Below are 23,041 nucleotides of genomic sequence, written 5' to 3'. Positions count from 1 at the left end.
GCGAGGGAACCCTCTTTTCGTGGGTGGGCGCGACGGTATCTCTGCTCTCATCGTCGAGGGCGACCTGCTCGGCTCCCTCGCGATCTCCCCGCACGGGACCCCGCGCCCCGGCATCCTCTGGACCGTGTCCCGCTTGTGCCCAGTGGCTCGGCCGATCCGGCCCTCAGGGTATCGGATTCCCGCATTCATCCGTACTTGTTCGGATGAATGCGGGAGGTGTTCGGATGAGGTTGATATTCAAGGTGTAGACCTTTTTCTTGGTACTCATCAAATGCGGCAGGGTTTTCGAGTTTATAGATGCTAATATAACCCTGCTCTCGAAAGAGGGCTCAGTCCCGGCTGGTAAACCTGACGTTTGGCGTGGTGTGCGTGACACGCATAGCGGGCATGGCCGCGATAGAATTTTCCATGCGGAGGGGCTCGACCCCACAGCGCCCCGAGGGTTTCGGGGAGGGCGAACTGGCAGGCAGGGAACCGGGATACAGGCTGTCCGGAAGGAGGGGTGTAATGCCTCTTCTTCTTTTTTGCCACATCAATCTTCTGGCTTGATAGGTTTTTCGTGCGTGTGATTGGGTTGCGGAAGGGATTGGCATGAGAGTTGCGGAAATTGCGGAAAGGGTCGGTTGCGATCCTGAGTCTGCGTATGCGAAATTCGCCGACACACGTGAAGGCACACGCTTTCACAACATGCAGTGGCCCATTTTCGTCACTGACGAAAACTATCGCTTGTTTTGCAAGGCGCTGGCAGATTATGCCAACTCAGAGGAAGGTCCCCAAAGCAACGGCCGCCATGAATTGTTCCTGAGCGTGCACGAGCTGTTCGAAAAGGGCAACGAGATCGGCGGCGCCCCAAAAAAGCGCCACTACAACCTGGACAAGTCGTTCATAGGCACGGACGAGGCAAATCTCATGCTGCTCAAAGCGGCGCATAAGGGAATGACCCAGCAAGCGATCGCCGCGTACCTGGGCTGCTCGCGCACGGCGGTGCAAAAGCGCCTGAGCGCCCTGGCAGACGGCGTGCGTTTTGGCGACTCCTACATCAAGGCCGAGCCGACAAGCCGCGGCGGCCTGAAGTCGACGGCTCACCCGATCTTTCTGCCGCTGCGATTGCATGAGGTGTACCTGATGCTGTCGGCATTAGGCGAGTTTCGAGCGGAACGGTCAGGCGGGGACCCAGAGCGCGTCGTGGCAGATGATCTCGCGCGCAGAATCTATTACCAGCTGAGCGACTACGCCAAGGGCGGAATCGACAAAGCGTTGGATGAGCGAGGGGTTCGCCTCGCTGGGCTAAGGCCCGACTTCGACTCAAGCGAGGTGTCCGTTTTAGATCGCATTGTCATGTACGAGAAGATGGGTCTCAATCTTGAAGTCGTGCTTGTAAATGGAGATAAGCTCGACGGCCGCTACGCGCGCCACGCCGATCTTCAGAAATGCGTAAACGCCGCCGAAATAAGCAAAGACGGCAGCTATATCGTGTTTAAACTTTTGGATGGCAGATACTGGGCGGTCGACGATTCTCAAGTAGTGAGCGTAGCAGCCGCACCCGGGGATTAGGTTGCGGCCAAGTCCCTCGTCCGCCCTCCCAGGCGGTACCGCTGCGGCCGATTTCATGTTTGCTTACAGGCGAAACAGCCGCCCTTGCGTTTTTCTAAACGCAACCTCTTCGTGCGCTCGTAAAAAATCGAATCGATAAAAACTGGCAACAACCCTTCTGAACGGGTATCCTTTCGCAGGATGCGCCTCGAACAGCGCTTTCTGCCTGCGCGATTTCGTGCATGGCCGTCCTTTTCGTTCTATTTCTTAAAATGACAATCTCAGGTTTTCACGCCTTTTCGGCTTCAGACTGTATGCTGCAATCAGCTCGAGCGACCGAAGCCCATCACAACACCGAAAGGCGTGAACCATGAAGTACAACGAGAAGCGCAACAACGCCTCAGCCCGTCACCCCGAGACTGCACCCTCGATCATCAACTTCGCGTACGGTAGCAACCTTGATATCCATCAAGTTGAAACCCGCTGCCCCGGCGCGGTGCTGCTGGGCAAAGCGACCCTGAACGGCTATGAACTGGCGTTCGACACCGCCGGATACCTCACCATCACCAAGCGCGAGGGGTCGCATGTGCAAGGCGCGCTGTGGGCGCTCGATAGCTCTCACGTGGCGTCTCTCGACCGCTACGAAGGCATTGCATCTGGTTGTTACCGCAAGGAAACGGTGACCGTTGGGCGCGAAGGCGATGTGGTTCCCGCAACCCTTGAGGCGATGGTCTACATCTCTGAGCGCACCCCGCTGCGCAGGTACACCGAAAAGTACGATTACATCGACCGCGTGGTCGAAGCCGGCCGCGTGATGCAGCTTGATGAGGCAACCTTGGCGCAGATGTCCGACATGCGCGCCGACAGCCTGGACCGCTTGCGCGCGCAAGAAGAGTCGGCGGCGTATGGCGCAGCCAAGATCGACCTCCCCGCTGCACGCGAATACGCCGACTTCGTGTGCGGTGAAGGTCACCAGATCGCCGATTGCACATGCCGTTACACCGGTTACTACGCACGCCGTTTCCCCCGTGGCCTTCAGCAGCATGGACGCATCCTGCGCTCTAAGCGCTACCAGGTGATGGAAGCGAGTGAGGCCACCTTCTGCGGGTCTCACCGCATCTACTTGTCAATCAAGACCCCAGGCGAGTTCGGTTACAAGATCGACGTCCCCGAAGGGTTCCGCGCGGTGCGCAGCAGCGACCCCGCGCTGCGGGCAGACCTTAGCTACTCCCTTACGCTGGATGAGTTCGAAAGGCAGCGCAAAGCCCTGCTGCGCACCCTGCTCGACTGGTGCAACAGCCTGCCTGAGTTTGACGTGCACAACTTTAATCGCCCCTCTGGCCCGGCGTTCGACGCGCGCGAACACTCCGCCGACACCCGCGAGTATGCGGAAACCCCGTACTTCGCATATGGATTTGACATCAGCCATGACCGCATTGCCAAAAAGCTCGAGGGCGGTCACCATGTTTATGCAACCAAGGCGAAGCTCTATGGCTACACGCTGGCGTGCGACGCGAAGGGCCGTCCCACCATCATGCGCATGGAAGGATCGTTTGTGGAAGGCGTGCTGTGGCATGGTCTCACGCGGGGCGAGGTCCAGACGCTGGACAAAGCGAATGGCGTGCAGTACGGCACCTATGCAAAAGCCGGCGTCACGGTGAAGATTGAGGGCGAACCCGCTGCGAGGGAAAAGAACGCATTCGTGTACATCTCTCGGCGAACCCCGCTTTCTGCAGTTACGAAAGACATCGAAGCGTTTGGCGCGATGCGCGACGAAGCCATCGCCCTGAAAATGGAGCGCACCACCGTGGCTCGCATCGACGCAATTCTGCGCGCAAGCGGCTGCCCCTGCGTGCAGCCCGAAGCCCCTGCGGCAGAAATCGCAGCCCTGGGCATCACAGAGCTCACGTCCGAGCAAACCATGAAGTGCATGCTGTTCGTGTGCCCGAAGTGCTTTAAGCCCTTGAGCGAATGCGAATGCGGCAAGCGCCCTGATCACCTGGTAGCGATCGACCACGAGCTGCAGCCCCATGTGCGCATACTGAACGATAAGGGTTATAAAACGCAGTTCTGCTGTGCCGGGCATGCAGACAGCGGTTGCCACGGTTACCTGAGCTTCGGACGCCGCTTCCGCGCACTAGAAGAGATATGCGGCGGTCAGCTGCCCAACGAGTCTCTTACGGAGGCGCCGCAACGCATTCGCAGCACGCGCCATGTAGCGCTGAACCTGCCCGGCGCCCCCGAAAGCTATGACGTGTACCTGGACAACAGGGGTTACGTCATTCGCTTTGAGCCGCGCCGCGGTGTGAGGCGTGAACAGTTCGTGCAAGACAAGCCCGCTATGTTGAGCGCATTGCTGCAGTGGTGCGAGTCTCTCCCGCAGCGCGAATAGCCTGCAAGCCGTCTGAACTGGTAAGAATCGCCAAGCGCGTGGGTCGATGTTCGAATCCTGACCCGCGACTTCCGAGCCCCCTTCTAGTCCCAAGCCCCGATCCTAAAGCCCTCAGCCCTGCCCCTCAATGCGCCCTTGAGCGTGCGCATGCGGCGTCTATGAAGTTCCTCCAGCGCTTCGGGGCGTTCTCGACGATGAAGTCGATGACGGTGGCGAGCTCGCCCTAGTCGAGCCCGCGCCGACGCACTCTCTTGAGGTCGCACGAGAATGACGGCGCGAACGCCGCCCTGAGCCGCACGCTCACGCCGTCGCCTAGGACTTCGCCGGCATGGCGGCCCAGATGGCGGACTCTGGGGCGATTACGCCGCAGGTGCCCGCAGCGATGGCCGGTGGCACCGTAGCGGTGTCGGCTTAATACCCGCGGCGTTAGCTTTTTGGAGCGCAGTGCCTTGTTTCGGCAGGCACGGAAGCCTTCCTCTCGCTGCCGAAAGAAATCGAAAAAGTATCGCGGCCCTTGGGCGGTGTCGGGGTTCCGTGCAAACGTGCGGGGAATTAGTGAAGCAGGGCGGGACAGTTGGCTTGGATGTCGTAGCCGCAGTAGCTAGGCACAGGTAGGTGATTTTCGCGTATGTAGAAAAATTTAGGCTAGATAGACTACAAATGTGGAATCAAAACGAATCAGTGAATTCAACAAATATGGAAAGAAAGTGAAGGGGGGATCCATTAAAACCGAGATTCTACAAAAGTGCAGGTAGAAGGGCGTGTCTTTATTGGCTAAAAAACAGCCGGTGATTCTCCGGTGATTCCCTGATGATTCCTGATAAAAAAAGGCCAGGCACTAGGTGCCTGACCTGTAAACTTCTGGTCGGGACGACTGGATTCGAACCAGCGACCCCTTGACCCCCAGTCAAGTGCGCTACCAAGCTGCGCCACGTCCCGAAGCTTTTGTTTGTTGCTCTGCTCTCGCTCGCAACAGGGAGTATAGTAACCCGAAACTTTGTCCTTGTGCAAGAACTTTTTTACAAATTTTGAAGCAAGTCTAAAATTGTATCTGCGAGCTGGGGTTTTGTTAGTACGGGAAGTTCTTGCGTGCCCGCTGTACTCACTATCCAGGCCTTGTTGGTATCGGTTCCAAAGCCCGAATCGGCGCGCGAGACATCGTTGGCGATAATGGCATCGCAACCCTTGCGCACGAGTTTGCGCTGCGCGTACTCCACGACGTTATCGGTCTCGGCCGCAAAGCCGATTACACGGCGATCGCCCTTTTGGCGTGAGAGTTCGGCCAGGATGTCAACGGTCTCGACGAGCTCAATTCGATCCAGGCGCTCGTTGGCCTTTTTGAGTTTATGGTTCGCCGGGGCCGCAGGCGTGTAGTCGGCGACGGCGGCGGCACAAATGGCCGCGTCGGCCGTCTGGAAGGCGCTCAGCGCAGCCTGGAGCATTTCCGCGGCGGTTTGTACGCGCACGCACTCTACACCGCAGGGAACGTCGAGCGATGTCGGTCCCAGCACGAGCGTGACGGCGGCACCGCGGCGCGCGGCCTCCCCCGCCAGGGCGACACCCATCTTGCCCGATGAACGGTTGCCAATGAAGCGCACGGGGTCGATCGGTTCGTGCGTGGGGCCGGCGGTGATCACGATGCGCTTGCCCACAAAGTCCTGAGGAGCGGGGTCGAGCAGCTTGCAGACGGCCTCGACGATGTCCTCGGGCTCGCTCATGCGTCCCGTGTCCACATCGCCGCAGGCAAGGTAGCCGCTACCCGGACCAACAACGTGGACACCGCGCTCGCGCAGCGTGGTCATGTTGGCCTGCGTGGCCGGCGCCTTCCACATGCCATTGTTCATGGCCGGCGCAACCACGATAGGACGCGGCGTGGCAAGCAGCGTGGTGGAGATGAGGTCATCGGCGATGCCGTTGGCCATCTTAGCGATGATATTGGCCGTCGCGGGCGCCACGACCACCAAGTCGGGCTCCTGCGCCAGCGAGATATGGTGGATGGGGTCGGAGGGGTCGTCGAACAGACCCACAGCGACCGGCTCGCCCGTGAGCGCGCGAAAGGTGAGCGGACCCACAAACTCCGTGGCATGCTCGCTCATAACGACCTTGACGCGTGCGCCGCGTTTTTGCAGCAGGCGCACGATATTGCACGACTTATAGGCGGCGATCCCGCCGGTAATGCCCAGCAGGATCGTTTTTCCCTCAAGTTGCATTGAATTGTCGGGTGCCGTCGTCATTGTTAGGCTTCCTTGTTGGGGAGCACGAGCAGGCGGTGGCAGTACGGGCAGTGCGTAATCTCACTACCGTCGTGGTTGAGGTCGCTCATGGACGACGCCTGCAGCGCGGTGTGGCAGACCGTGGGGATGTTGCCCTTGATGGTCTCGACGGCCAGGCCACGGAACTGCTTGAGTAGACGCTCGTAGTCGGTGAGAACGTCGGTCGGCAGCGTGGCGGCAAGCGCGGTGCGCTCCTTGGTGGCGGCATCAATCTGGGCCTGGAGGTCGGCGGCCTTGTCACGGGCGGCCTTGGTGTCGGCCTTCACGCCCTCCTCGAATTTGGCGATGATGGCCTCCGCGCGAGCCTCACGGTCGAGCGCCTCCTTGTGGGCGACAACGACATCCTTGCGGGTGTGCTCAATCTTGTCCAGTCGCTTGGCCAGGGTGGCGAGCTCGTTTTCCAGATCCTGGACCTCGCGGTAGTCAGAGCCGTCGACGTGGCGTTTCTTGGCGGCCTCGATGGCGTTGTTGGTCTGGATCTCGGTGGTGTTGAGATCGTCCAGCTCAATGTCGAGGTCCTTGCGCTGAGCATAGAGCTTGGTCATTTCGGACTTAAGCTTTACATAGGTTTTGCGCTTTGAGGCGAGCTCCTTGAGCTCCGGCATATTGGCAAGTTCGCTCTTGTTGCGGGCGAGCTCCAAATCGATCTGTTGCAGCTTGAGTAGCGTAGCGCCGGCGCTCATAAGTTCTCTCCTTTTGTCACAGTCCACCATTGGCAAGGGTTCAGTATTTTAATCGCATGACGGGGGTCGACCCCGGCGTCAACCGCAGAGTTCATCAAGATATCCACGAATGGCTCCTCGGAGCGATCGTGGCCGAGCAGAATCACGCTCAGCCCGCGCAAGGCAAGGTCTTGCGCCACGTGATAGCCCGCCTCGCCCGTCACGATGACATCCGCACCGGCGGCGATGGCAAGCTCGCCAAAGTCGCCGAGGGAGCCGCCCAGAATGGCGACGGTGCGGCACGGGCGCTCGGCATCGCCCCATACGCGTGGGTCGCTGCCAAAGGCCGTGGCAGCACGGGCGGCAAGATCGCGCAGCGTGCACGGGTCGTTGAGTGTCGCAAAAACTCCCAGGCCGCAGGCCTTGGGGTCGTCCACGTGCTCCAACGAGCTTGCAGGCGCTGCGTCCAACAGCTTACTTAGGCAGATGCGTGCCTCGTGCGAGCGGTCCAGGTTGGTGTGGAGCGAGATAATGCTCACCCCGCAGCGGGCCGCCTCGTAGAGCGCCGCGCTGCATTGGGGGCGCGTTGCGCTGGGCGGGCAAAACGACTCGGGCGCCTTGATGTAGACGGGATGATGCGTGAGCAACACGTTGGCTCCGGCTTCCAAGGCGCGCTGCACGTTGTCCCTGGTAGCGTCAAGCGCGCAGGCAACGCCGCGGATCTCGCCGTCGGGGTCGCCAACGGATAAGCCTACGTGGTCCCAGGGCTCGGCGTCCGTCTTGGGATAGCGTGCCAGCAGGGTGCGCTCGAGCTCGGCGACGATCATGCGGCACCTACAATCGAGAGCAGCGTGTGGGCAAAGTCGTCCAGATCGGTCGGATTCACGCGGTCATCGAAGGAGATGCGCAGTGCGCCCAGCGCCTGCTCGCGACCAATGCCCATGGCGCTGAGCACGTGGCTCGGGTCCATGCTGCCGCTCGAGCAAGCCGATCCGGCCGAAACCTCAAAGCCGGCGGCGTCAAGCTTGATGATGAGCTCCTCGGAGTCCATGCCGTCAATATAGATCGATACCATGCCGGGCAGACGGTCGGCCTGCGTGTAGTCGCCCATGGTGGCGTGGATGCGCGGATGGGCCGTGAGCGTGGCGTAGAGCTTGTCGGAAAGGGCTTGCAGCTTCTCGCGCTCCTGAGCCACATGGGGCGCCAGAGACGAGGCGGCAGCGGCAAAGGCCAGCTGCGTGCGCAGGTCCTGCGTGCCGGCACGACGTCCGGCTTCCTGTCCTCCGCCAAAGATGCGGGGGCGCAGCGGCGTGCGGCTTTTTAGGTATAACGCGCCGGAGGCTACGGGGCCGCCAATCTTGTGTGCTGCAACGGTCATAGCATCGACGCCCAGCTCGTTCACATCGAGCGGAATATGCAGATAGCCCTGGATGGCATCGGTGTGGAACAGGGCGCCCGCGGTGTGCGCAGCCGCGGCAAGCTCGCGGATGGGCTGCACCACGCCGGTCTCGTTGTTGGCGGCCATGATGCTCACGAGCGCGACGTCGTCGCCCAACAAGTCGCTCAGCGCGGCAGGCTCGATGTAGCCCGCACGGCAGGGCTGCACCAGGTCGACGGTAAAGCCCGCGGCTCGCAGCAGCGATAGGTTGTCCAGGATCGAATCATGCTCGATCGCAGACACGATCACGCGATCGCGCTTACGATCGCGCTGACGAGCACCCTCGGCAAGTCCGAGGAGCGCCAGCTGGTTGGCCTCGGTACCGCCGTTGGTAAGGATGATCTCGGACGGGCGAACGCGCGCGCCAAAGCTGCGGGCGATCTCGCGGCGTGCAACCTCCAGACGTGCGGCAGCCTTGCGGCCGAGCGAGTGCAGCGAGTTGGGGTTGACGCCTGCAAGTTCGCTGTCGTCATATTCGCGCTGCGCAAGGAGCGCCTCGGCGCGCATGGGCGTCGAGGCGGCATAGTCAAGATTCACGGGTATGCGGTTTTGACCTGCGGTCATAAGGGTTTATGCCTCCTGTGCGGCCTCGTTGCCCAGCTTCTGCAGCAGCGCAACCTCGGCGGCGGGATCTTCGGACTTAAATACGGCGGAGCCGGCTACGAGTACGTTGGCGCCGGCCTTGACGACCTCGGCGATGTTTTTGGAAGAGATGCCGCCGTCGACCTCGATCATGGGCGACACTCCGTGGCGCTCGCACATGGCCTTGAGCTCGTGGAGCTTATGCAGCGTGCCCGGGATAAAGCTCTGGCCGCCAAAGCCGGGGTTCACGCTCATGAGCAGCACCATGTCGACGACCTCGATGATGCTCTCGAGCACGCAGACGGGCGTGGCGGGGTTGAGCACCACGCCGGCCTTGACGCCGCGCTGCTGCAGATGCGTGAGCGTGCGGTGCAGGTGCGTGGAGGCCTCATAGTGCACGGTGATCATATCGGCGCCGGCGTCGGCATACCAATCGACGGTCTCGTCGGGGTTCGACACCATCAGGTGCGCGTCGACCGGCACCTTGGTGGAGTGCTTGACGGCCTTGAGGATTTCGACGCCAAAGGTGAGGTTGCCGGTAAAGTGACCGTCCATGACGTCGAAGTGCACATAGTCGGCGCCGGCGATCTTGTCGAGCTCGCCCTTGAGGTTGGCCATGTCAGCCGAAAGGACGGACGGAGCGATTTTGATGGAACCCATGGTAGTAGCCTTTCTGCGCTAGTCGGTGAGTCCGTAGAACTCTTGAGAGGGGACGCGGTCGGTAAGGATCTCGAGCGCCCTATCCAAAGTAACACCGTTGTAGAGCGTTTGCTCCACGGCAAAGGTGAGCGGAATGTCTACGCCCAGCGAACGGGCGAGCTCGCTCACGCTGCGGGCGGCGACGGCGCCCTCGACCACCATATGCGTGCGCGCCTGGTACTCGTCGAGCGATACGCCGTGGGCAAACTCGTAGCCGAAGGTGCGGTTGCGCGAATGCTCGGAGGTGCAGGTGGCAATAAGGTCACCCATGCCGGCAAGACCCATACAGGTCATGGCCTGGCCGCCGCGGGCGTGCACCAGTCGGCTGATTTCTGCCAGGCCGCGCGTCATGATAAGGGCGAGCGTGTTGTCGCCTGCGCCGGTACCGGCGGAGATGCCGCACACGATGGCGATGACGTTTTTCATGGCGCCGCAAACCTCGACGCCGGTCATGTCCTGCGACAGATAGATGCGGAAGGCCGTGGATAGGAGCAGGTCCTTAAAGGTCTCCCCTACCTGCGAGTCTTTGCTGGCGATGACGGCGGCGGAAAGTCCGCCGCGGCATATCTCCTCGGCATGGTTGGGGCCCGAGAGCGCCGCCACACGTGCCTCGTTGCCGATCTCGCTGGCGATGACCTCGCTCATGAGCATGCCGGACTCGGGCTCAATGCCCTTGGTAAGGCAGAGCACCGGGGTGTCGGCGGCGATAAAGGGTGCCGCTTGGTGGCAGACGCCACGCAGGTGCGTCGAAGGCACGGCAAAGATGATCGCATCGGCACCGTCGAGCGCCTGGGCCAGGTCCGTCGTGGCGACAACGTTTTCCGGCAGCACGTAGTCCACCAGATAGCGCGGGTTGCGGTGCTCGCCGTTAATGCCGGCGGCCGTCTGCTCACTATGGGCCCACATGGTCACGCGCTCGGCTCGCGCGGCGGCAAGGCCGGCGACGGCGGTTCCCCAGGAGCCGGAGCCAATCAGCGCAACATTCATGACTCTCTCCTACTTATCGTCGGGCTCGGTGACGCGCTTGGTAAACGAGAGCTTGGATTCCTTGCCCGTCATGAGCTTTTTGATGTTCGCGCGATGGGCCCACACCACGGTGATGCCGATCATTGCCATACAAAACTTGAGGCCCAGGCTGCTGTACGGAAAGACCGCGCAGGCGGCGACGGGAAGACCGATGGCAGCGGCAAGCGAGCCCACCGACACATACTTGGTGATGGCGACGGCCACGATAAACATGCCCAGCAGCGAAAGTCCGATGGGCCAGTACCAGGCCAGTATGACGCCCAGCCCCACGGCAATGCCCTTGCCGCCACGGAAGTTGAGGTAGGGCGAGAATATGTGGCCCCACACCGCTGCCAGACAAATGACGCCGAGCATCCAGTCGCCGGCGGCACCGGGAGCCATGATGCTCACCGGGAAGCCATAGCCCACACTTGCGATGAGCGGACGCGCGATAAGGACGCAGATGGCGCCCTTCAAGCAGTCGAGCAGCAGCGTGAGCGCCGCGACCTTGGGGCCGGCTACGCGCAGGGCGTTGGTGGTGCCGATGTTGCCGGAGCCCGCCTTGCGAATATCCGTGTGGTTGAACACGCGGCCCAGGATCAGGCCAAACGGAATCGCTCCGATAAAGAACGAGACCACGGCGCAGATGGCGGTCAGCAGAATCGGATTATGCATCCTTTTGCTCCTTCTTCCTAAAGAAGAGTCGAATGGGCGTGCCGGAAAAGTCGAAGGTCGAGCGCATACGGTTCTCCACGTAGCGCTGGTAGGTGTCGTTGACCAGGTCGCTGTGGTTGACGAAGAACGTAAACGTCGGCGGGTTGACGCCCGTCTGGGTCACGTAGTGCATGCGCAGGCGACGCTTGCCGTCCACCACGGTGTGGCCAAACTCGCGCAGGTCGGTGAGGAAGGTGTTGAGGCGCGAGGTGGTGATCTTTTGCGAGCGCGTCTTCTCGGCGGCGTCGACCATTGCCCAGATCTTCTCGACGCTACGGCCGGTCAGGGCCGAGATGCGCAGGTACTGGGCCCAGGGAGCCATGACGCCCAGACGGCGGTCGACGGTCTCCATGCAGGCCTCGCGCTTGCGGTCGTCGTCGAGCAGATCCCACTTGTTGAGCAGAACGACGATGGCGCAACCGCGTTCGATGGCCAAGCCCATGACCTTCTGGTCCTGCTCGGTAACGCCCACGGAGGCGTCGACGACGAGCAGTGCCACGTCAGCACGGTCGATGGCGCGCAGGCCGCGGACCATGGAGTAGTACTCGATGTTCTCGTACACGGTGCTCTTCTTGCGAATACCCGCGGTGTCGACCATGCGGTAGTGCTTGCCGTTGCGCTCCACGACGGTGTCGATGGCGTCGCGCGTGGTGCCGGCGATGTTGGACACGATAGAGCGGTCGGCACCCAGGATGCGGTTGAACAGCGACGACTTACCGGCATTGGGGCGGCCGATGATGGCGACGTTCAGCGCGTCGGGGAACTCATCGGCGACCTCGTCCTCCTCCTCGGGCAACAGGGCAACGATGTCGTCGAGCAGGTCGCCCGTGCCGTGGCCGTGCAGGGCCGAGAGCGGCGTTGGCTCGCCGATGCCGAGCGAATAAAACTCCCAGATGCTGTCGTTTTCGCGATCGGGGTTGTCGAGCTTGTTCACCAGCAGAAAGACCGGCTTGTCGCAGCGCTTGAGCATGCGGGCGACCGACTCGTCCTCCTCGGTGACGCCGGTGCGGCCGTCGACCACAAACAGGATGACGGCGGCTTCCTCGGCGGCGGCGAGGGCCTGGTCGCGGATGGACGTGGCAAAGACGTCATCGCTCTTGAGCGGCTCGATGCCACCCGTGTCGACGATGGTGAACTCGCGGCCGTTCCAATCGGCCGTGTGGTAGGAGCGGTCGCGCGTTACGCCGCGGGACTCATGGACGATGGCGTCCGAGGTCTGGGCCAGGCGGTTAACGAGCGTGGACTTGCCCACGTTGGGGCGTCCGACGACGGCGACGATAGGTTTCATCTGCACTCCTTTAATGGGTAGGGTCAGCGGAATTAGTAGAGCCTGCGGGCATAATGCCAAGGATATGCTCCAGGGTATCGAGCAGCTCATGCGGCATGGTCGATACCACATGAACCTCGGCGCCGCGAGCTTCAAGGCTTGCGAGTAAATCGTCACGATGATACTCGTCAAGCGTCATGCCGTCAGCGTTGAACATGAGCTTAGGCACAAAGAGCATAACCCCCGAGAGGTCCTGCGGCAGCTGCTCCAGAATGTCGCAGGCGACGATGAGGCCGGTCACGTCCACGTTGCCGCCAAAGTAACGGTTTTCGATAGCGGTGACGGTGCCGGCAAGGCCCCGTGGCGACTCCACAAAGCGCGCCACGGTGTCGCGCGCGCTGGTGCCGGAGAGGCACAGGAGGCGCTGGTTGCGCCCGGCGATGCCAGCGCGGACGCGGCGCAGACGCTCGGCGTCGGCGGCAAGCACATCGTCAGTCTCGTCCAGATACGAGCGAATCATACCGATGCCGTCGTAATACTGCGGGTAGCCGTCGTAAAACTCGGCCTGGGGTGGCTCGATGCCGGCGTCCAGATAGAACTCGTCGCTCATCTGGAAGGTGTGGCGGCCAAAGCGCTTGTAGGCACGATCCTGGAAGGGACGGATCATGGCAATGGTTTCGCGCGCGAGCTCAGGTTTGTCGCTGTATGACCAGGTAAAGCGCCTCTGGTGCTTGGTAAAACCGAGCGGCACGATGCCCAGGCTCGTGATCTGCTCGTGTTCCTCGCAAAAGCGTAGGGTCTTTTGCAGCTCCTCGCCGTCGTTCATGCCGGGACACAAAACGATCTGCGCGTGAATCTCGATGCCGGCGGCCATGATGGCCTCGAGCACGTCCATGCCGCGCTGGGCGTTACGGCCCATCATGCGGCGGCGGACGTCGGGGCTTACGGCGTGGACCGACACGTTCATGGGACTCATATTGCGATCGATAACGTTTTGCACGTCCTCGTCTGAAAGATTCGTGAGCGTGACAAAGTTGCCCTGCAAAAAGCTCAGGCGGTAGTCGTCATCGCGAATATAGAGCGTGGAGCGACCGCCCTTGGGCAACATGGTCATAAAGCAGAACACGCAGGCGTTCACACAGGTACGCATGCCGTCAAAGATGGGGCCGTCGAACTCAAGGCCCCAGTCCTCGCCGGGAAAGCGGTCAAGCTCCACGGGGGTGACGGTGCCGTCGCGCGGGTCGAATACCTCCAGCTCGACGGTGTCCTCGTCGGCCTCCCAAAGCCACACGATCATATCGGTCAGCTGCTCACCGTTGACCGTGAGCACGCGCATGCCCGGCTCGATACCCACATCCCATGCGGGCGATTCGGGACGCACGTTTTTTACGAGCGCGCCCTCACCCGGCTCGGGGTCGCGGCTGCGCCCGTAATCGGCCACCTCGGCGGCGTATGCGGGTACGGTCTGGTCCATGATTAGCGACAAAGCTCCTTGATGCGCTCGACGGCGCGCTCGATGTGTTCTTGCGGAGTTGAGGCTCCGGCGGTGATGCCGATGTGGCGCGCGTTGGCAAACCATGCGGCCTCAAGCTCGGAAGCTCCCTCGATGTGATGGGTGTGCTCGCAGACATCGGCACAAATCTGTGCCAGGCGGCGCGTATTGCCCGAATTTTTGCCGCCCACGACGACCATGCAGTCGCAGCGGTTGGCAAGTGCAGCGGCCGCCTGCTGTCGCTCGCTCGTGGCCGCGCAGATGGTGTTGATCACGCGTAGTTCCTGCACACGTGGGGTGATGGAGGCCACGACCTCGGCCAGGTTCTGCGCGGTTTGGGTGGTCTGCACAACCAGGCCCACCTTGCCCTTGAGCGGAAGCGCGTCCGCATCGGCGGCGCAACTCACGACCTGCGCGTCATCGCCGGCGTGGCCCAGGATGCCCTCAACCTCGGGGTGGCCCGGCTCGCCCACGACAATCACACGGTAGCCCTCGCGCACCAGGCGCTCGGCCGCCACATGGACCTTCTTGACGTAGGGGCAGGTGGCATCGACCACGGTAAGGCCGCGCTCGCGAGCAGCCTCGATGACCTGCGGCACCACGCCGTGCGCGCGAATGACCACGGTGCCCGAAGCGGCGTCGTCCAGGGTGTCTGCCAGACCAACGCCTGCCTCGGCGAGCTCGCGCACCACGATGGGGTTATGGATGAGCGGACCCAGCGTGTGGACCTGAGTGCTCTCCCCTGCCTGCGGTGCGGCGGCCAGCGCCATGTCGAGCGCGCGCTGTACGCCGTAGCAGGTACCGGCGTGCGCTGCGATTTCGATGGTGGGGACGACCTCCTCAGCGGCGGTCGCGGCGGTATTCATGACTTCCTCGCCCATGGCTAGAACCTGCCGGGGTGCTCGGCACATAGGTCGTCGCGCATGGCGTAGACGCGGCTCATGGCCTCGGACTCAAACCATGCCAGGCGCTCCTTGCGCTTGAGCTCGGCCGGTGCATCGGATAGCGAGATGGCCTTGCCGGCACGGATCCAGCACTTTTTGGGGCGCATGAGCTTTTTGCCCGCAGGCGTGATATCGGACCAGCCGCAGATGGCGAGCGGGTTGACGGGTGCCTTGCCCATCTGGGCAATGAGCGCAAAGCCGCCGTGGACCTCGGGCTTGATCTCGCGCGAGCGGATGCGCGTGCCCTCGGGGAAGATCAGGACGTCCTCGCCGCGCTGCAGTGCATGCTGGGCGGCGCGCAGGCACTTCATGTCGGCGGTGCCGCGCTCGACGGGAATGCCGCCCACGCGGCTAAAGGCCCAGCGCACGATCTTGCTCTTGGCAAACTCGGACTTAAAAATGGGGCGAATGCGGCGGCCGCCAAAGAATAGCGCCGTCTCCACGGCCAGGAGCTCGGCCATCGAGGTGTGGTTGCAGATGACCACGCTGCCGCGGCCTTCCTGGCGCTCAAACAGCAGGTCGCTGTCCTCTACCTTCCAGCGCCACATGAGCTTGGAGAAGACCCACAGGATGCCCATGACCACAAAGACGGTGCCACGGATGAGCACGGGGAACTCGGCATAAGGCGCGTTGTAGTAATCCTCGGGCGTCTGCTTAAACAGGCGCATGAGCTACCTCCTTTGGTTGATGAGGTCCTCGATTATCGAGACGACCTCGTCGATGGTATGTGCGGTGGAGTCGACGTGCACCGCGTCCTCGGCGGGCACGAGCGGCGCGACCTCGCGGCTGCTGTCGAGCTTGTCTCGCTGCTTGAGGGCGTCGAGGGTCTCGTCGACCTCGGCCTCGAGCTGCTCTTCGGTGGGCGGCTGGGCGTCGTTTTGGTGGCGCTGCAGCACGCGGCGACGGGCGCGCTCGCGCGGGTCGGCGGTCAGAAAGACCTTGACCTGCGCGTTGGGGAACACGACGGTGCCGATGTCACGGCCCTCGGCCACGATGTCGCGGTCCTCGGCGGCGCGACGCTGATGGATGAGCATGGCGGCGCGCACGCCCGGGTAGGCCGAGACCTTGGAGACGTTGGCGTCCACCTGCGGAGTGCGAATGGCAGCCGAGGCGTCCTGGCCGTCAATGGTCAGGCGCGTGTCCTCGCCGGTGCCGTTGGTAAAGCGGATCTCGATCTGCTCGGCAAGGGCATCGATTGCAGCCTCGTCGTCCAGATCGATGCCGCGGTCGAGCGCGGCGAAGGTGACGGCGCGATACATGGCGCCCGTGTCGAGCTTGTTAAAGCCCAGCTGGCGGGCGATCTCCTTGGCGATGGTGGACTTGCCGGATCCGGCGGGGCCGTCGATGGCGACGATCATGCAATGCTTCCTTTCGGTGGTTGACGTGCTGGTATGGGACGCGGGCGCTGGGGCTTGGCGGACTGGCTAGCCCGTGTAGCGCTCGCGGTAGGTGTTGCGCTTGGGCGCGGAGCCGTGGCTGCCGTGGTGGCGCGTGCGGGTCGCGGGGTTGGTCGCCGGCGCAGCGCCGCGCTTGGCGCCGGCCTGCTTGGGCGGGATGCCGCCGGCCTTGAGGATCTGTACCTCGCGGTCGGTGAGTTCGCGCCACGAGCCCTTGGCCACGTCTTTGAGCTCCAGGCCGGCAAAGTTACAGCGGTGCAGACGAATCACCGGGTGGTGGATCTTGCTCAGCATGCGCTTGACCTGGTTCTTGCGGCCCTCGCGGATGATGACCTCGACGGCGGTGGTGCCGGGCTTCACACCCTGCGGAGCCACCGCCTCGGCCTCGCGCGCGGTAATGACGCGGCAGATCGCCGGCTGGCACAGGCCGTCGTCGAGCTCGATGCCGCGGCGCAGCGGTTCCAAGTCGCGATCGGTCAGGTGGCCGTCCACGAGCGCCTGATAGGTCTTGTAGACGTGCTTGCTGGGGTGCAGCAGGTCCTGTGACAGGTCACCGTCGGTGGTAAAGAGCAAAAGGCCCGTGGTGTCGCGGTCCAGGCGACCCACCGGGAAGAGCCCCGGAAAGCGGTCGCGCGGGACCAGGTCGGCCACGCAGGGGCGCTCCTGCGGATCGCTCATGGTGGTGAGATAGCCGGTCGGCTTGTAGAGCATCAGGTACACGGCGCCCTGGTTGAGCTTGACGGGCATGCCGTCAACCTCGATATGGTCGCGGTCCACATCGACCTTGGTGCCCAATTCGGTCGCGACCTGGCCGTTGACAGTCACGCGGCCGGCGGTCATCAGGTCCTCCGAGCCGCGGCGACTCGCCACGCCCGCGCGCGCCAAAAAGCGCTGCAGGCGCATGGTGTGCGGGTAGACGGGCTGGGAGACGGACTTGTGCGTATCCGCGTTGGGCGCTGTGGCGCCGGCGGCGCGCGTCTCCCCTGCCTCGTTAGTCCTCGTCATGCGTATCCTCCGCAGCGTCGTAGGTGGCAAGTATTTCCTCGCCACCGACTGCCTCGACATCCTCAACATCGGTATCCAGCAGCTCGCGCTCTTCGTCCAGGTCCTCGACCTGCTCCTCGAGCGTAGACTGAATGCTGCGGCCGCTCAGGCGCTCGCGGATAAACTGGCGCGACTGCTCGTCGGGGGCAAACTGCTCCAGATCGGGCAGGTCGCGGGTGGAGCGCAGACCAAACTTCTCCAAAAAGGCGTTGGTCGTGCCGTAAATGATGGCCTGACCGCGCTGGGGGTCGCGGCCGAGCTCGCGCACCAGACCCTTGTCAACGAGCGACGCGATGACGCCGTCGGAGTTGACGCCGCGGATGCCCTTGACCACCTCGCGCGTGACGGGCTGGTGGTAGGCGATCACAGCAAGAGTCTCGAGTGCCGCCTGCGACAGTTTTTGCGTATCCCAGCTCAGCACATAAGCCTCGACCACGTCGTGGTAGGCGGGATGCGTGAACAGGCGCCAGCCGCCGGCGACCTCGCGCAGCTGAAAGCCGCGATTGGCCTCCTCGTACTCAACTTTGAGTTCGGCCAAAAGCGACGCACACTCGCCCGGGGCGATATCCAGCGCATCTGCCAGCGCGGGCGCGCTCACCGGATCGCTCGACACCAGCAGCAGCGCCTCGAGGGCGCCCTTGAGGCTGTTTGCCTCTAGCGTGGAAAGGGTTGACATGGTTGCCGCTCCTATTCGGTGAGCTCGGGGCCCTCGCCGGGCACGTAGGCCTCGGCGCCCTCGACGCGGTTGATGCGGATGGTTCCAAAGATCTCGTCCTGGCTCAGGGTGAGCGAGCCTCGCTTGGCGAGTTCGAGCATGGCCAGGAAGGTGACGACGAGCTGCTCGGTGGTGGCATCGCCATCCAACAGCTCGCGGAAGGTGCAAGTTTGGTGCGCCATGGTAAAGCGGTCGACCGAGGCCACCGTCAGGTCGAGCGGCACGCGATGCGGCGCCACGTGCTCGGCCTCCAGCAGGAAGGTCTGGCGCTTGCCGTCCAGGTCGGCGCAGATGACGGCGAGGCCGCGCAGGGTAATGCCGGCCAGGTAGTCGGGCATAAGGCCCAAAAACTCAGGGTCGGGGCCGGCCACGCGCGGATGCATGCGGCTTTCGGCCTGCATGCGCGCGCCAAGGGCCGCCGCCGCGCCCTTAAACTGCTTGTAGGCGATCAGGCGCTGGATCAGGACCTCGCGCAGGGCGTCGCCGTCGAGTGCGCTGAGCTCTTCGAGGTCTTCGTCAATCTCGTCATCGTCGTCGGCTTTGTGCGGGGCCTCCTGCGGCACCAGCGAGGCGGCCTTGATGTCCAAAAGGGTTGCCGCGACCAGCAGAAAGTCGCTCGCTACGTCCAGGTCCAGCGCCTCAATACGCTCAACCTCGGCAAGGTACTGCTCGGCCACCTCGCTGATAGAGATGGCGCCGATATCAACTTTTTGGCGGGTTACCAGCTGCAGCAGCAGGTCGAACGGTCCGCTGTAGACCTGCGTCGACACGCGATACGACATCTTCGACCTCCTTTGACGGCGCCTTCGCGGCGCGGTTTGGGTGCATGTTGCGACCGTTTTGCACGGTCGACCTGTAAGTTTACCTTAGATGCCGGCGATTGCGAAGTTAAGCAGCTGCCCAGCGAGCGGATACACGGTAACGTCGAAATACCGGCCGATCACATCGATGCCGGTCCACATGGGCAGCAGATACAGCACCAGGATGAGTATGGGCATGGCGTATTGCTGCAGTTGGTAGTAGTTGGTGAGCGCCTTACCTTTGAGGAACGGCACGATGATCGACGAGCCGTCGAGCGGCGGGATCGGGATGAGGTTAAAGAACGCGAGCGACAGGTTGACCACGATAAAGGTGGCGCCAAAGTTCATGATTTGGGACGCTACGGCAAAGGACATGCTGGTGTAGAGGTTGCCGTATGCTGCGTGCATGATGGCGGCCACAAGGCACGCCAGTGCGATGTTCGATGCAGGACCGGCCGCGCTCACCAAGACCTCGTCGCGCTTGGGGTGCTTGAGGTTGTTGAGGTAGACCGGCACGGGCTTGGCGAAGGCGAACACCGGGCCGCCGGCGGCGAGCATGAGCAGCGGCAGGATGATGGTGCCAAACGGGTCGATATGGTTGAGCGGGTTGAGCGAGACGCGGCCGCGCGAACGGGCCGTTTTGTCGCCGAGTGCCCAGGCCGCGGCGGCGTGTGCGCTCTCGTGGATCACGATGCCCACGATGACGGCGACGGCGCTGGCAAGCAGGTTCATGAGGTAGCTACTGGACATGGCACTCCCCTAGCGGACGCGGCGTGAGGCGCGCGTGAGCAGGTAGTCGGCCACAAACAGGATGACGGCCACGATGGCGTAATCCAGGCGGAACACACCGCCAAAGGGCGATGTGATGACGCCATAGCCGGCGATGGCGGTCGGCAGCGCGCGAGAAAGCTCAACGACAAAGCCCACAATCTGCAGCTTGGCGGTGAGGCCGCTAAAGCACAGCAGCACAGTCATCGCGCTCATAAAGATGCCGCAGATGCGGCACGCGATGGCGATGATGCTCATCGCCACGGCAGCGGCCTTACGAGAATTCACGCGCGGTCTCCTCTTCGATTTGGGTGGAAAGCTCCAGCCATTCGTCCTCGAGCTTGGGCAGCTCTTGCTTAAGGCCGTTATATTCCCCCAGCGCGGCGTTGAACTTATCCTGATCGGCATAAAGCTCTTCGCTCGCCATCAATTCCATAAGCTCGTCATAGCGGGCGCGCTTCTTGTCGAGCTCGGCCTCGATCTTCTTGAGCTGGTTGCGCACGCCCTTGAGCTTTTTGTTGAGCGCAGCGCGGGCCTGGGCCTCGGCGCGCTTTTGCTCCTTGGTCTTTTTGCCCTCGGCCGGCTTAGGCGCTGCGGCAGGGGTATCGGCCTGGGCGGCGCTGGCTTTGGTGGGCTTGGCCGTGGCCGGTGTGCTCTCCCCTGCCGCCTCGGCGGCGGCGCGGGCCGCGAGGTCCTCGCGCTTGTAGAGGTAGTAGTCGTAGTCGCCGTCATAGACCGTGACCTTGCCATCGCGGATATCGATCACGCGGTTGGCCACGGCTCGCACCAGGTGCTCGTCGTGACTGATCAGAACAATGGTGCCGGGGAAGTTTTGCAGGGCGTTCTCGAGCATGTCCACCGAGTCGATGTCCAAGTGGTTGGTGGGCTCGTCCAGGCACAGAAGTGCCTCGGGGGCCACGAGCATCTTAGCCAGGGCCAGACGCGCCTTTTCGCCGCCGGAAAGAACGCGGACCTGCTTTTCGATAGAATCGTTGTCACTAAACAGGAAGGCGCCCAGCAGGCTGCGCTGCTGCGGCACGGTCCACTTGGGCGTGACGGTGTCGATTTCTTGCAGGACGGTGTTGGACTCGGTCATGCCTTCGAGCGCGTGCTGGGCGTAATAGGCAACGCCCACGTTGGTACCCAGGTCGCGCGTGCCGGTAGTGGGCGGCTCCAGGCCGGCGAGGATCTTCATGAGGGTGGATTTGCCGGCGCCGTTAGGGCCGACGAGCGCCACGTGCTCGCCGCGATAGAGCTTGAGGTCGATATCGCTATAGATGTTCTTGTTGCCGTAGGACTTGGACACGCCCTCCAGGCCCACGACCATGTCGCCGGAGCGCGGCGGATCGGGGAACTTAAAGTCGATGTGCTTGTGGCCTTCGGGCAGGATGACGAGCTCCTTTTTGATTTGCTCGATCTTGCGGATGCGCTCCTGCGCCTGGGCGGCTTTGGTGGGCTTGTAGCGGAACTTGTCGACGAAAACCTGCATGTGGGCGATGTCGCGCTCCTGGGCGGCACGCTTGGCGCGCATCTGCTCCAAGTTGTCCTCGCGTTGCTTGAGGTAGCTGCTGTAATTGCCGGTGTAGGTGGTCACGCGGCGGTTCTCGAGCGCGGCGACGTGGTCGACGCAGGCGTCCATAAAGGCGCGGTCGTGGCTGACGATGAGCACGGCGCCGTCGTAGTTGGCGATAAAGCCGCGCAACCACTGGACGCTTTCGAGGTCCAGGTGGTTGGTGGGCTCGTCCAGAAGCAGCAGGTCGGGATGACGCAGGAAGAGCTTGGCCAGCGCGATGCGCATCTGCCAGCCGCCCGAGAACTCGGAACACGGGCGCTCAAAGTCGGTGACCTTAAAGCCCAGACCGGACAGGATCTTGCGGGCATTGCTTTCGAGCTCGTAGCCGCCCAAGTGCTCAAAGCGGTCCTGGACCTGGCCGTACTCGTTAAGGAGCGCGTCGACGTCCTTGCCCTGCTCAGAGAGCTCGGTGATCTGGGCCTGCAGCTCGTTGGCGCGCTCACCCATGCGGCGGATTTCCTTGGCGGCGGCCATGACCTCGGCGAGGATGGTCGTATCCTTGTGCTCTAGGTTGGTTTCCTGCTCGAGGTAGCCCACCTGACAGTCCTTGGAGTACTGGACCTGGCCGGCGTCGGGGCTGTCGATACCCATGATGATTTTGAGCATGGTGGTTTTGCCGGCGCCGTTGGGTCCCACGAGCGCAAAGCGCTCGCCGGGGTTGATCTGAAAGGACGCGCCGCTAAAGAGGACGCGCGCGCCGAAGCTTTTTTCGATCTTGTCGACCAGGAGGATCATGGTGCCGCCTTTGACCTTGTGTGCCTATATGAAAAAAGGCCCCAACTTGCGTTGGAGCCTTATTCAATGCTCGGGTGGAGACGAGGGGGATCGAACCCCTGACCTCTTGACTGCCAGTCAAGCGCTCTCCCAGCTGAGCTACGCCCCCGTGCGAAGAAGTACTATACGGGAACTCGGACGGCGATGCAAGGACAATTTTAGAAAAACTTTCGCCGTCGCGGCGCGGGGGCGCGGACCCGCACAGGATCGAGGGTCCGCGATGCCTGGCCATGCCCGCGGGGCGCGCCCTAAGGCGTGCGGTGCTGCCGCAGCCCGCCTTTCCGGCTCCAGCCCGGTCGCCCCCGGGGACCTCCCGCCATGAACGCGACCCAAGGCGTTTGGAAGTGGGCAAACAAGCTACTTGCAAGAAAATGTTGCCATGAAAAAGAAACAGGCCAGACAAATTGCCTGACCTGTTGAAAAACCTGGTGGGCCCTCCGGGATTCGAACCCAGAACCCAGGGATTATGAGTCCCCTGCGCTAACCGTTGCGCCAAGAGCCCTTTATATTAGTGGTTGCAAAGGCAATGGGGAAGTTCCATTTAGCGTGTCGTTGCACCACGACGTGAAATACTACCATGCGCGCAATGGTCATTCAACGCACGATCTTTTCGATCGGAAGGATCATGGTCCTGCCTTTGACCTTGTGTGCCTATATGAAAAAAGGCCCCAACTTGCGTTGGAGCCTCATTCAATGCTCGGGTGGAGACGAGGGGGATCGAACCCCTGACCTCTTGACTGCCAGTCAAGCGCTCTCCCAGCTGAGCTACGCCCCCGTGCGAAAAAGTACTATACGGGAACTCCTCCAAGGGTGCAAGAACAATTTTGAAGAAACTTTTTTGATCACACTCTCTGTGTCAAGACGATATGAGAAAGCCATTTGGGTCGCCTCCCCCGCGGCGCAGCTTCTTTTCGCGGGCTCGGGATGCCACAATGGGCTTTGAGTATCGGCCCGTGCGGTAGCCCTTAC

At 62.4% G+C, this 23,041-nt stretch carries 20 protein-coding genes and 4 tRNA genes; 2 read left to right on the top strand and 22 right to left on the bottom strand.

Going from position 1 to position 23,041, the window contains the following annotated elements; genetic code table 11:
• The first annotated feature begins 591 nt into the window (after positions 1–591).
• Positions 592–1,554 (top strand): helix-turn-helix domain-containing protein, encoded by a 963-nt coding sequence (locus ACTQX9_RS09040; RefSeq protein ID WP_441541292.1) that lies wholly within the window; start codon positions 592–594, stop codon positions 1,552–1,554.
• A gap of 349 nt (positions 1,555–1,903) precedes the next feature.
• The gene (locus ACTQX9_RS09035; RefSeq protein WP_441541290.1) at positions 1,904–3,925 is read left to right on the top strand and encodes a gamma-glutamylcyclotransferase family protein; all 2,022 of its coding nucleotides are present in this window, start codon (positions 1,904–1,906) and stop codon (positions 3,923–3,925) included.
• A gap of 862 nt (positions 3,926–4,787) precedes the next feature.
• Here the strand turns inward: ACTQX9_RS09035 and ACTQX9_RS09030 are convergent.
• From ACTQX9_RS09030 to ACTQX9_RS08925, 22 genes are all read right to left on the bottom strand, one after another.
• Positions 4,788–4,864, bottom strand: a tRNA-Pro gene (locus tag ACTQX9_RS09030).
• Between the two features lie 80 nt (positions 4,865–4,944).
• Positions 4,945–6,159 carry a bifunctional phosphopantothenoylcysteine decarboxylase/phosphopantothenate--cysteine ligase CoaBC gene (coaBC, locus tag ACTQX9_RS09025; protein ID WP_441541288.1) on the bottom strand — a complete coding sequence of 405 codons (1,215 nt, stop codon included), beginning with the start codon at positions 6,157–6,159 and terminating at the stop codon, positions 4,945–4,947.
• 2 nt (positions 6,160–6,161) lie between these two features.
• Entirely contained in the window at positions 6,162–6,881 is a 720-nt protein-coding gene (locus tag ACTQX9_RS09020; protein ID WP_441541286.1) for a zinc ribbon domain-containing protein, read from the bottom strand.
• Positions 6,878–7,687 (bottom strand): Nif3-like dinuclear metal center hexameric protein, encoded by an 810-nt coding sequence (locus ACTQX9_RS09015; RefSeq protein ID WP_441541284.1) that lies wholly within the window; start codon positions 7,685–7,687, stop codon positions 6,878–6,880. The genes ACTQX9_RS09020 and ACTQX9_RS09015 overlap by 4 nt, the downstream gene beginning before the upstream one ends.
• Positions 7,684–8,862 carry a cysteine desulfurase family protein gene (locus tag ACTQX9_RS09010; protein WP_441541282.1) on the bottom strand — a complete coding sequence of 393 codons (1,179 nt, stop codon included), beginning with the start codon at positions 8,860–8,862 and terminating at the stop codon, positions 7,684–7,686. The genes ACTQX9_RS09015 and ACTQX9_RS09010 overlap by 4 nt, the downstream gene beginning before the upstream one ends.
• A 6-nt stretch (positions 8,863–8,868) precedes the next feature.
• Positions 8,869–9,540: a ribulose-phosphate 3-epimerase gene (rpe, locus tag ACTQX9_RS09005; RefSeq protein WP_441541280.1), complete on the bottom strand. Its 672-nt coding sequence runs from the start codon at positions 9,538–9,540 to the stop codon at positions 8,869–8,871.
• Between the two features lie 18 nt (positions 9,541–9,558).
• Positions 9,559–10,566, bottom strand: coding sequence for an NAD(P)H-dependent glycerol-3-phosphate dehydrogenase (locus tag ACTQX9_RS09000; protein ID WP_441048418.1), 1,008 nt, complete (start codon positions 10,564–10,566; stop codon positions 9,559–9,561).
• A 9-nt stretch (positions 10,567–10,575) separates the two neighbouring features.
• On the bottom strand, positions 10,576–11,259 hold the full coding sequence (gene plsY / locus ACTQX9_RS08995; RefSeq protein ID WP_441541277.1) for a glycerol-3-phosphate 1-O-acyltransferase PlsY: 684 nt from the start codon (positions 11,257–11,259) through the stop codon (positions 10,576–10,578).
• Positions 11,252–12,586 carry a ribosome biogenesis GTPase Der gene (gene der / locus ACTQX9_RS08990; RefSeq protein WP_427748050.1) on the bottom strand — a complete coding sequence of 445 codons (1,335 nt, stop codon included), beginning with the start codon at positions 12,584–12,586 and terminating at the stop codon, positions 11,252–11,254. Before der ends, plsY begins: the two co-directional genes overlap by 8 nt.
• A gap of 10 nt (positions 12,587–12,596) precedes the next feature.
• The gene (locus ACTQX9_RS08985) at positions 12,597–14,039 is read right to left on the bottom strand and encodes a DUF512 domain-containing protein (protein ID WP_441541275.1); all 1,443 of its coding nucleotides are present in this window, start codon (positions 14,037–14,039) and stop codon (positions 12,597–12,599) included.
• Positions 14,040–14,041: 2 nt separating this feature from the next.
• On the bottom strand, positions 14,042–14,938 hold the full coding sequence (locus ACTQX9_RS08980) for a 4-hydroxy-3-methylbut-2-enyl diphosphate reductase (RefSeq protein WP_441541273.1): 897 nt from the start codon (positions 14,936–14,938) through the stop codon (positions 14,042–14,044).
• 2 nt (positions 14,939–14,940) lie between these two features.
• Positions 14,941–15,669, bottom strand: coding sequence for a lysophospholipid acyltransferase family protein (locus ACTQX9_RS08975; protein ID WP_427793511.1), 729 nt, complete (start codon positions 15,667–15,669; stop codon positions 14,941–14,943).
• A 3-nt stretch (positions 15,670–15,672) separates the two neighbouring features.
• Entirely contained in the window at positions 15,673–16,359 is a 687-nt protein-coding gene (gene cmk, locus ACTQX9_RS08970) for a (d)CMP kinase (protein WP_441538765.1), read from the bottom strand.
• A gap of 66 nt (positions 16,360–16,425) precedes the next feature.
• Positions 16,426–17,403, bottom strand: a complete 978-nt coding sequence (locus tag ACTQX9_RS08965; RefSeq protein ID WP_441541271.1) for a pseudouridine synthase — start codon at positions 17,401–17,403, stop codon at positions 16,426–16,428.
• A complete protein-coding gene (gene scpB / locus ACTQX9_RS08960; RefSeq protein WP_441541269.1) occupies positions 17,390–18,118 on the bottom strand; it encodes an SMC-Scp complex subunit ScpB in 729 nt (242 codons plus the stop codon). Before scpB ends, ACTQX9_RS08965 begins: the two co-directional genes overlap by 14 nt.
• A gap of 11 nt (positions 18,119–18,129) precedes the next feature.
• Entirely contained in the window at positions 18,130–18,939 is an 810-nt protein-coding gene (locus ACTQX9_RS08955) for a segregation and condensation protein A (RefSeq protein ID WP_441537368.1), read from the bottom strand.
• An 84-nt stretch (positions 18,940–19,023) separates the two neighbouring features.
• Positions 19,024–19,707: a site-2 protease family protein gene (locus tag ACTQX9_RS08950; RefSeq protein WP_441541267.1), complete on the bottom strand. Its 684-nt coding sequence runs from the start codon at positions 19,705–19,707 to the stop codon at positions 19,024–19,026.
• Between the two features lie 9 nt (positions 19,708–19,716).
• The gene (locus ACTQX9_RS08945; RefSeq protein ID WP_370450603.1) at positions 19,717–20,013 is read right to left on the bottom strand and encodes a hypothetical protein; all 297 of its coding nucleotides are present in this window, start codon (positions 20,011–20,013) and stop codon (positions 19,717–19,719) included.
• The gene (locus tag ACTQX9_RS08940; protein WP_441541265.1) at positions 20,000–22,033 is read right to left on the bottom strand and encodes an ABC-F family ATP-binding cassette domain-containing protein; all 2,034 of its coding nucleotides are present in this window, start codon (positions 22,031–22,033) and stop codon (positions 20,000–20,002) included. Before ACTQX9_RS08940 ends, ACTQX9_RS08945 begins: the two co-directional genes overlap by 14 nt.
• 75 nt (positions 22,034–22,108) lie before the next feature.
• Positions 22,109–22,181 (bottom strand) — tRNA-Ala (locus tag ACTQX9_RS08935).
• A 317-nt stretch (positions 22,182–22,498) separates the two neighbouring features.
• Positions 22,499–22,574, bottom strand: a tRNA-Ile gene (locus ACTQX9_RS08930).
• Positions 22,575–22,774: 200 nt separating this feature from the next.
• Positions 22,775–22,847: transfer RNA gene (locus ACTQX9_RS08925), tRNA-Ala, on the bottom strand.
• Positions 22,848–23,041: the final 194 nt, after the last annotated feature.

The sequence above is a fragment of the Collinsella sp. LCP19S3_F2 genome (assembly GCF_052121015.1).
GTDB lineage: Bacteria > Actinomycetota > Coriobacteriia > Coriobacteriales > Coriobacteriaceae > Collinsella.
Note: the sequence above shows the minus strand (reverse complement) of the source record. Positions and strands in the feature narration are given on the sequence as shown.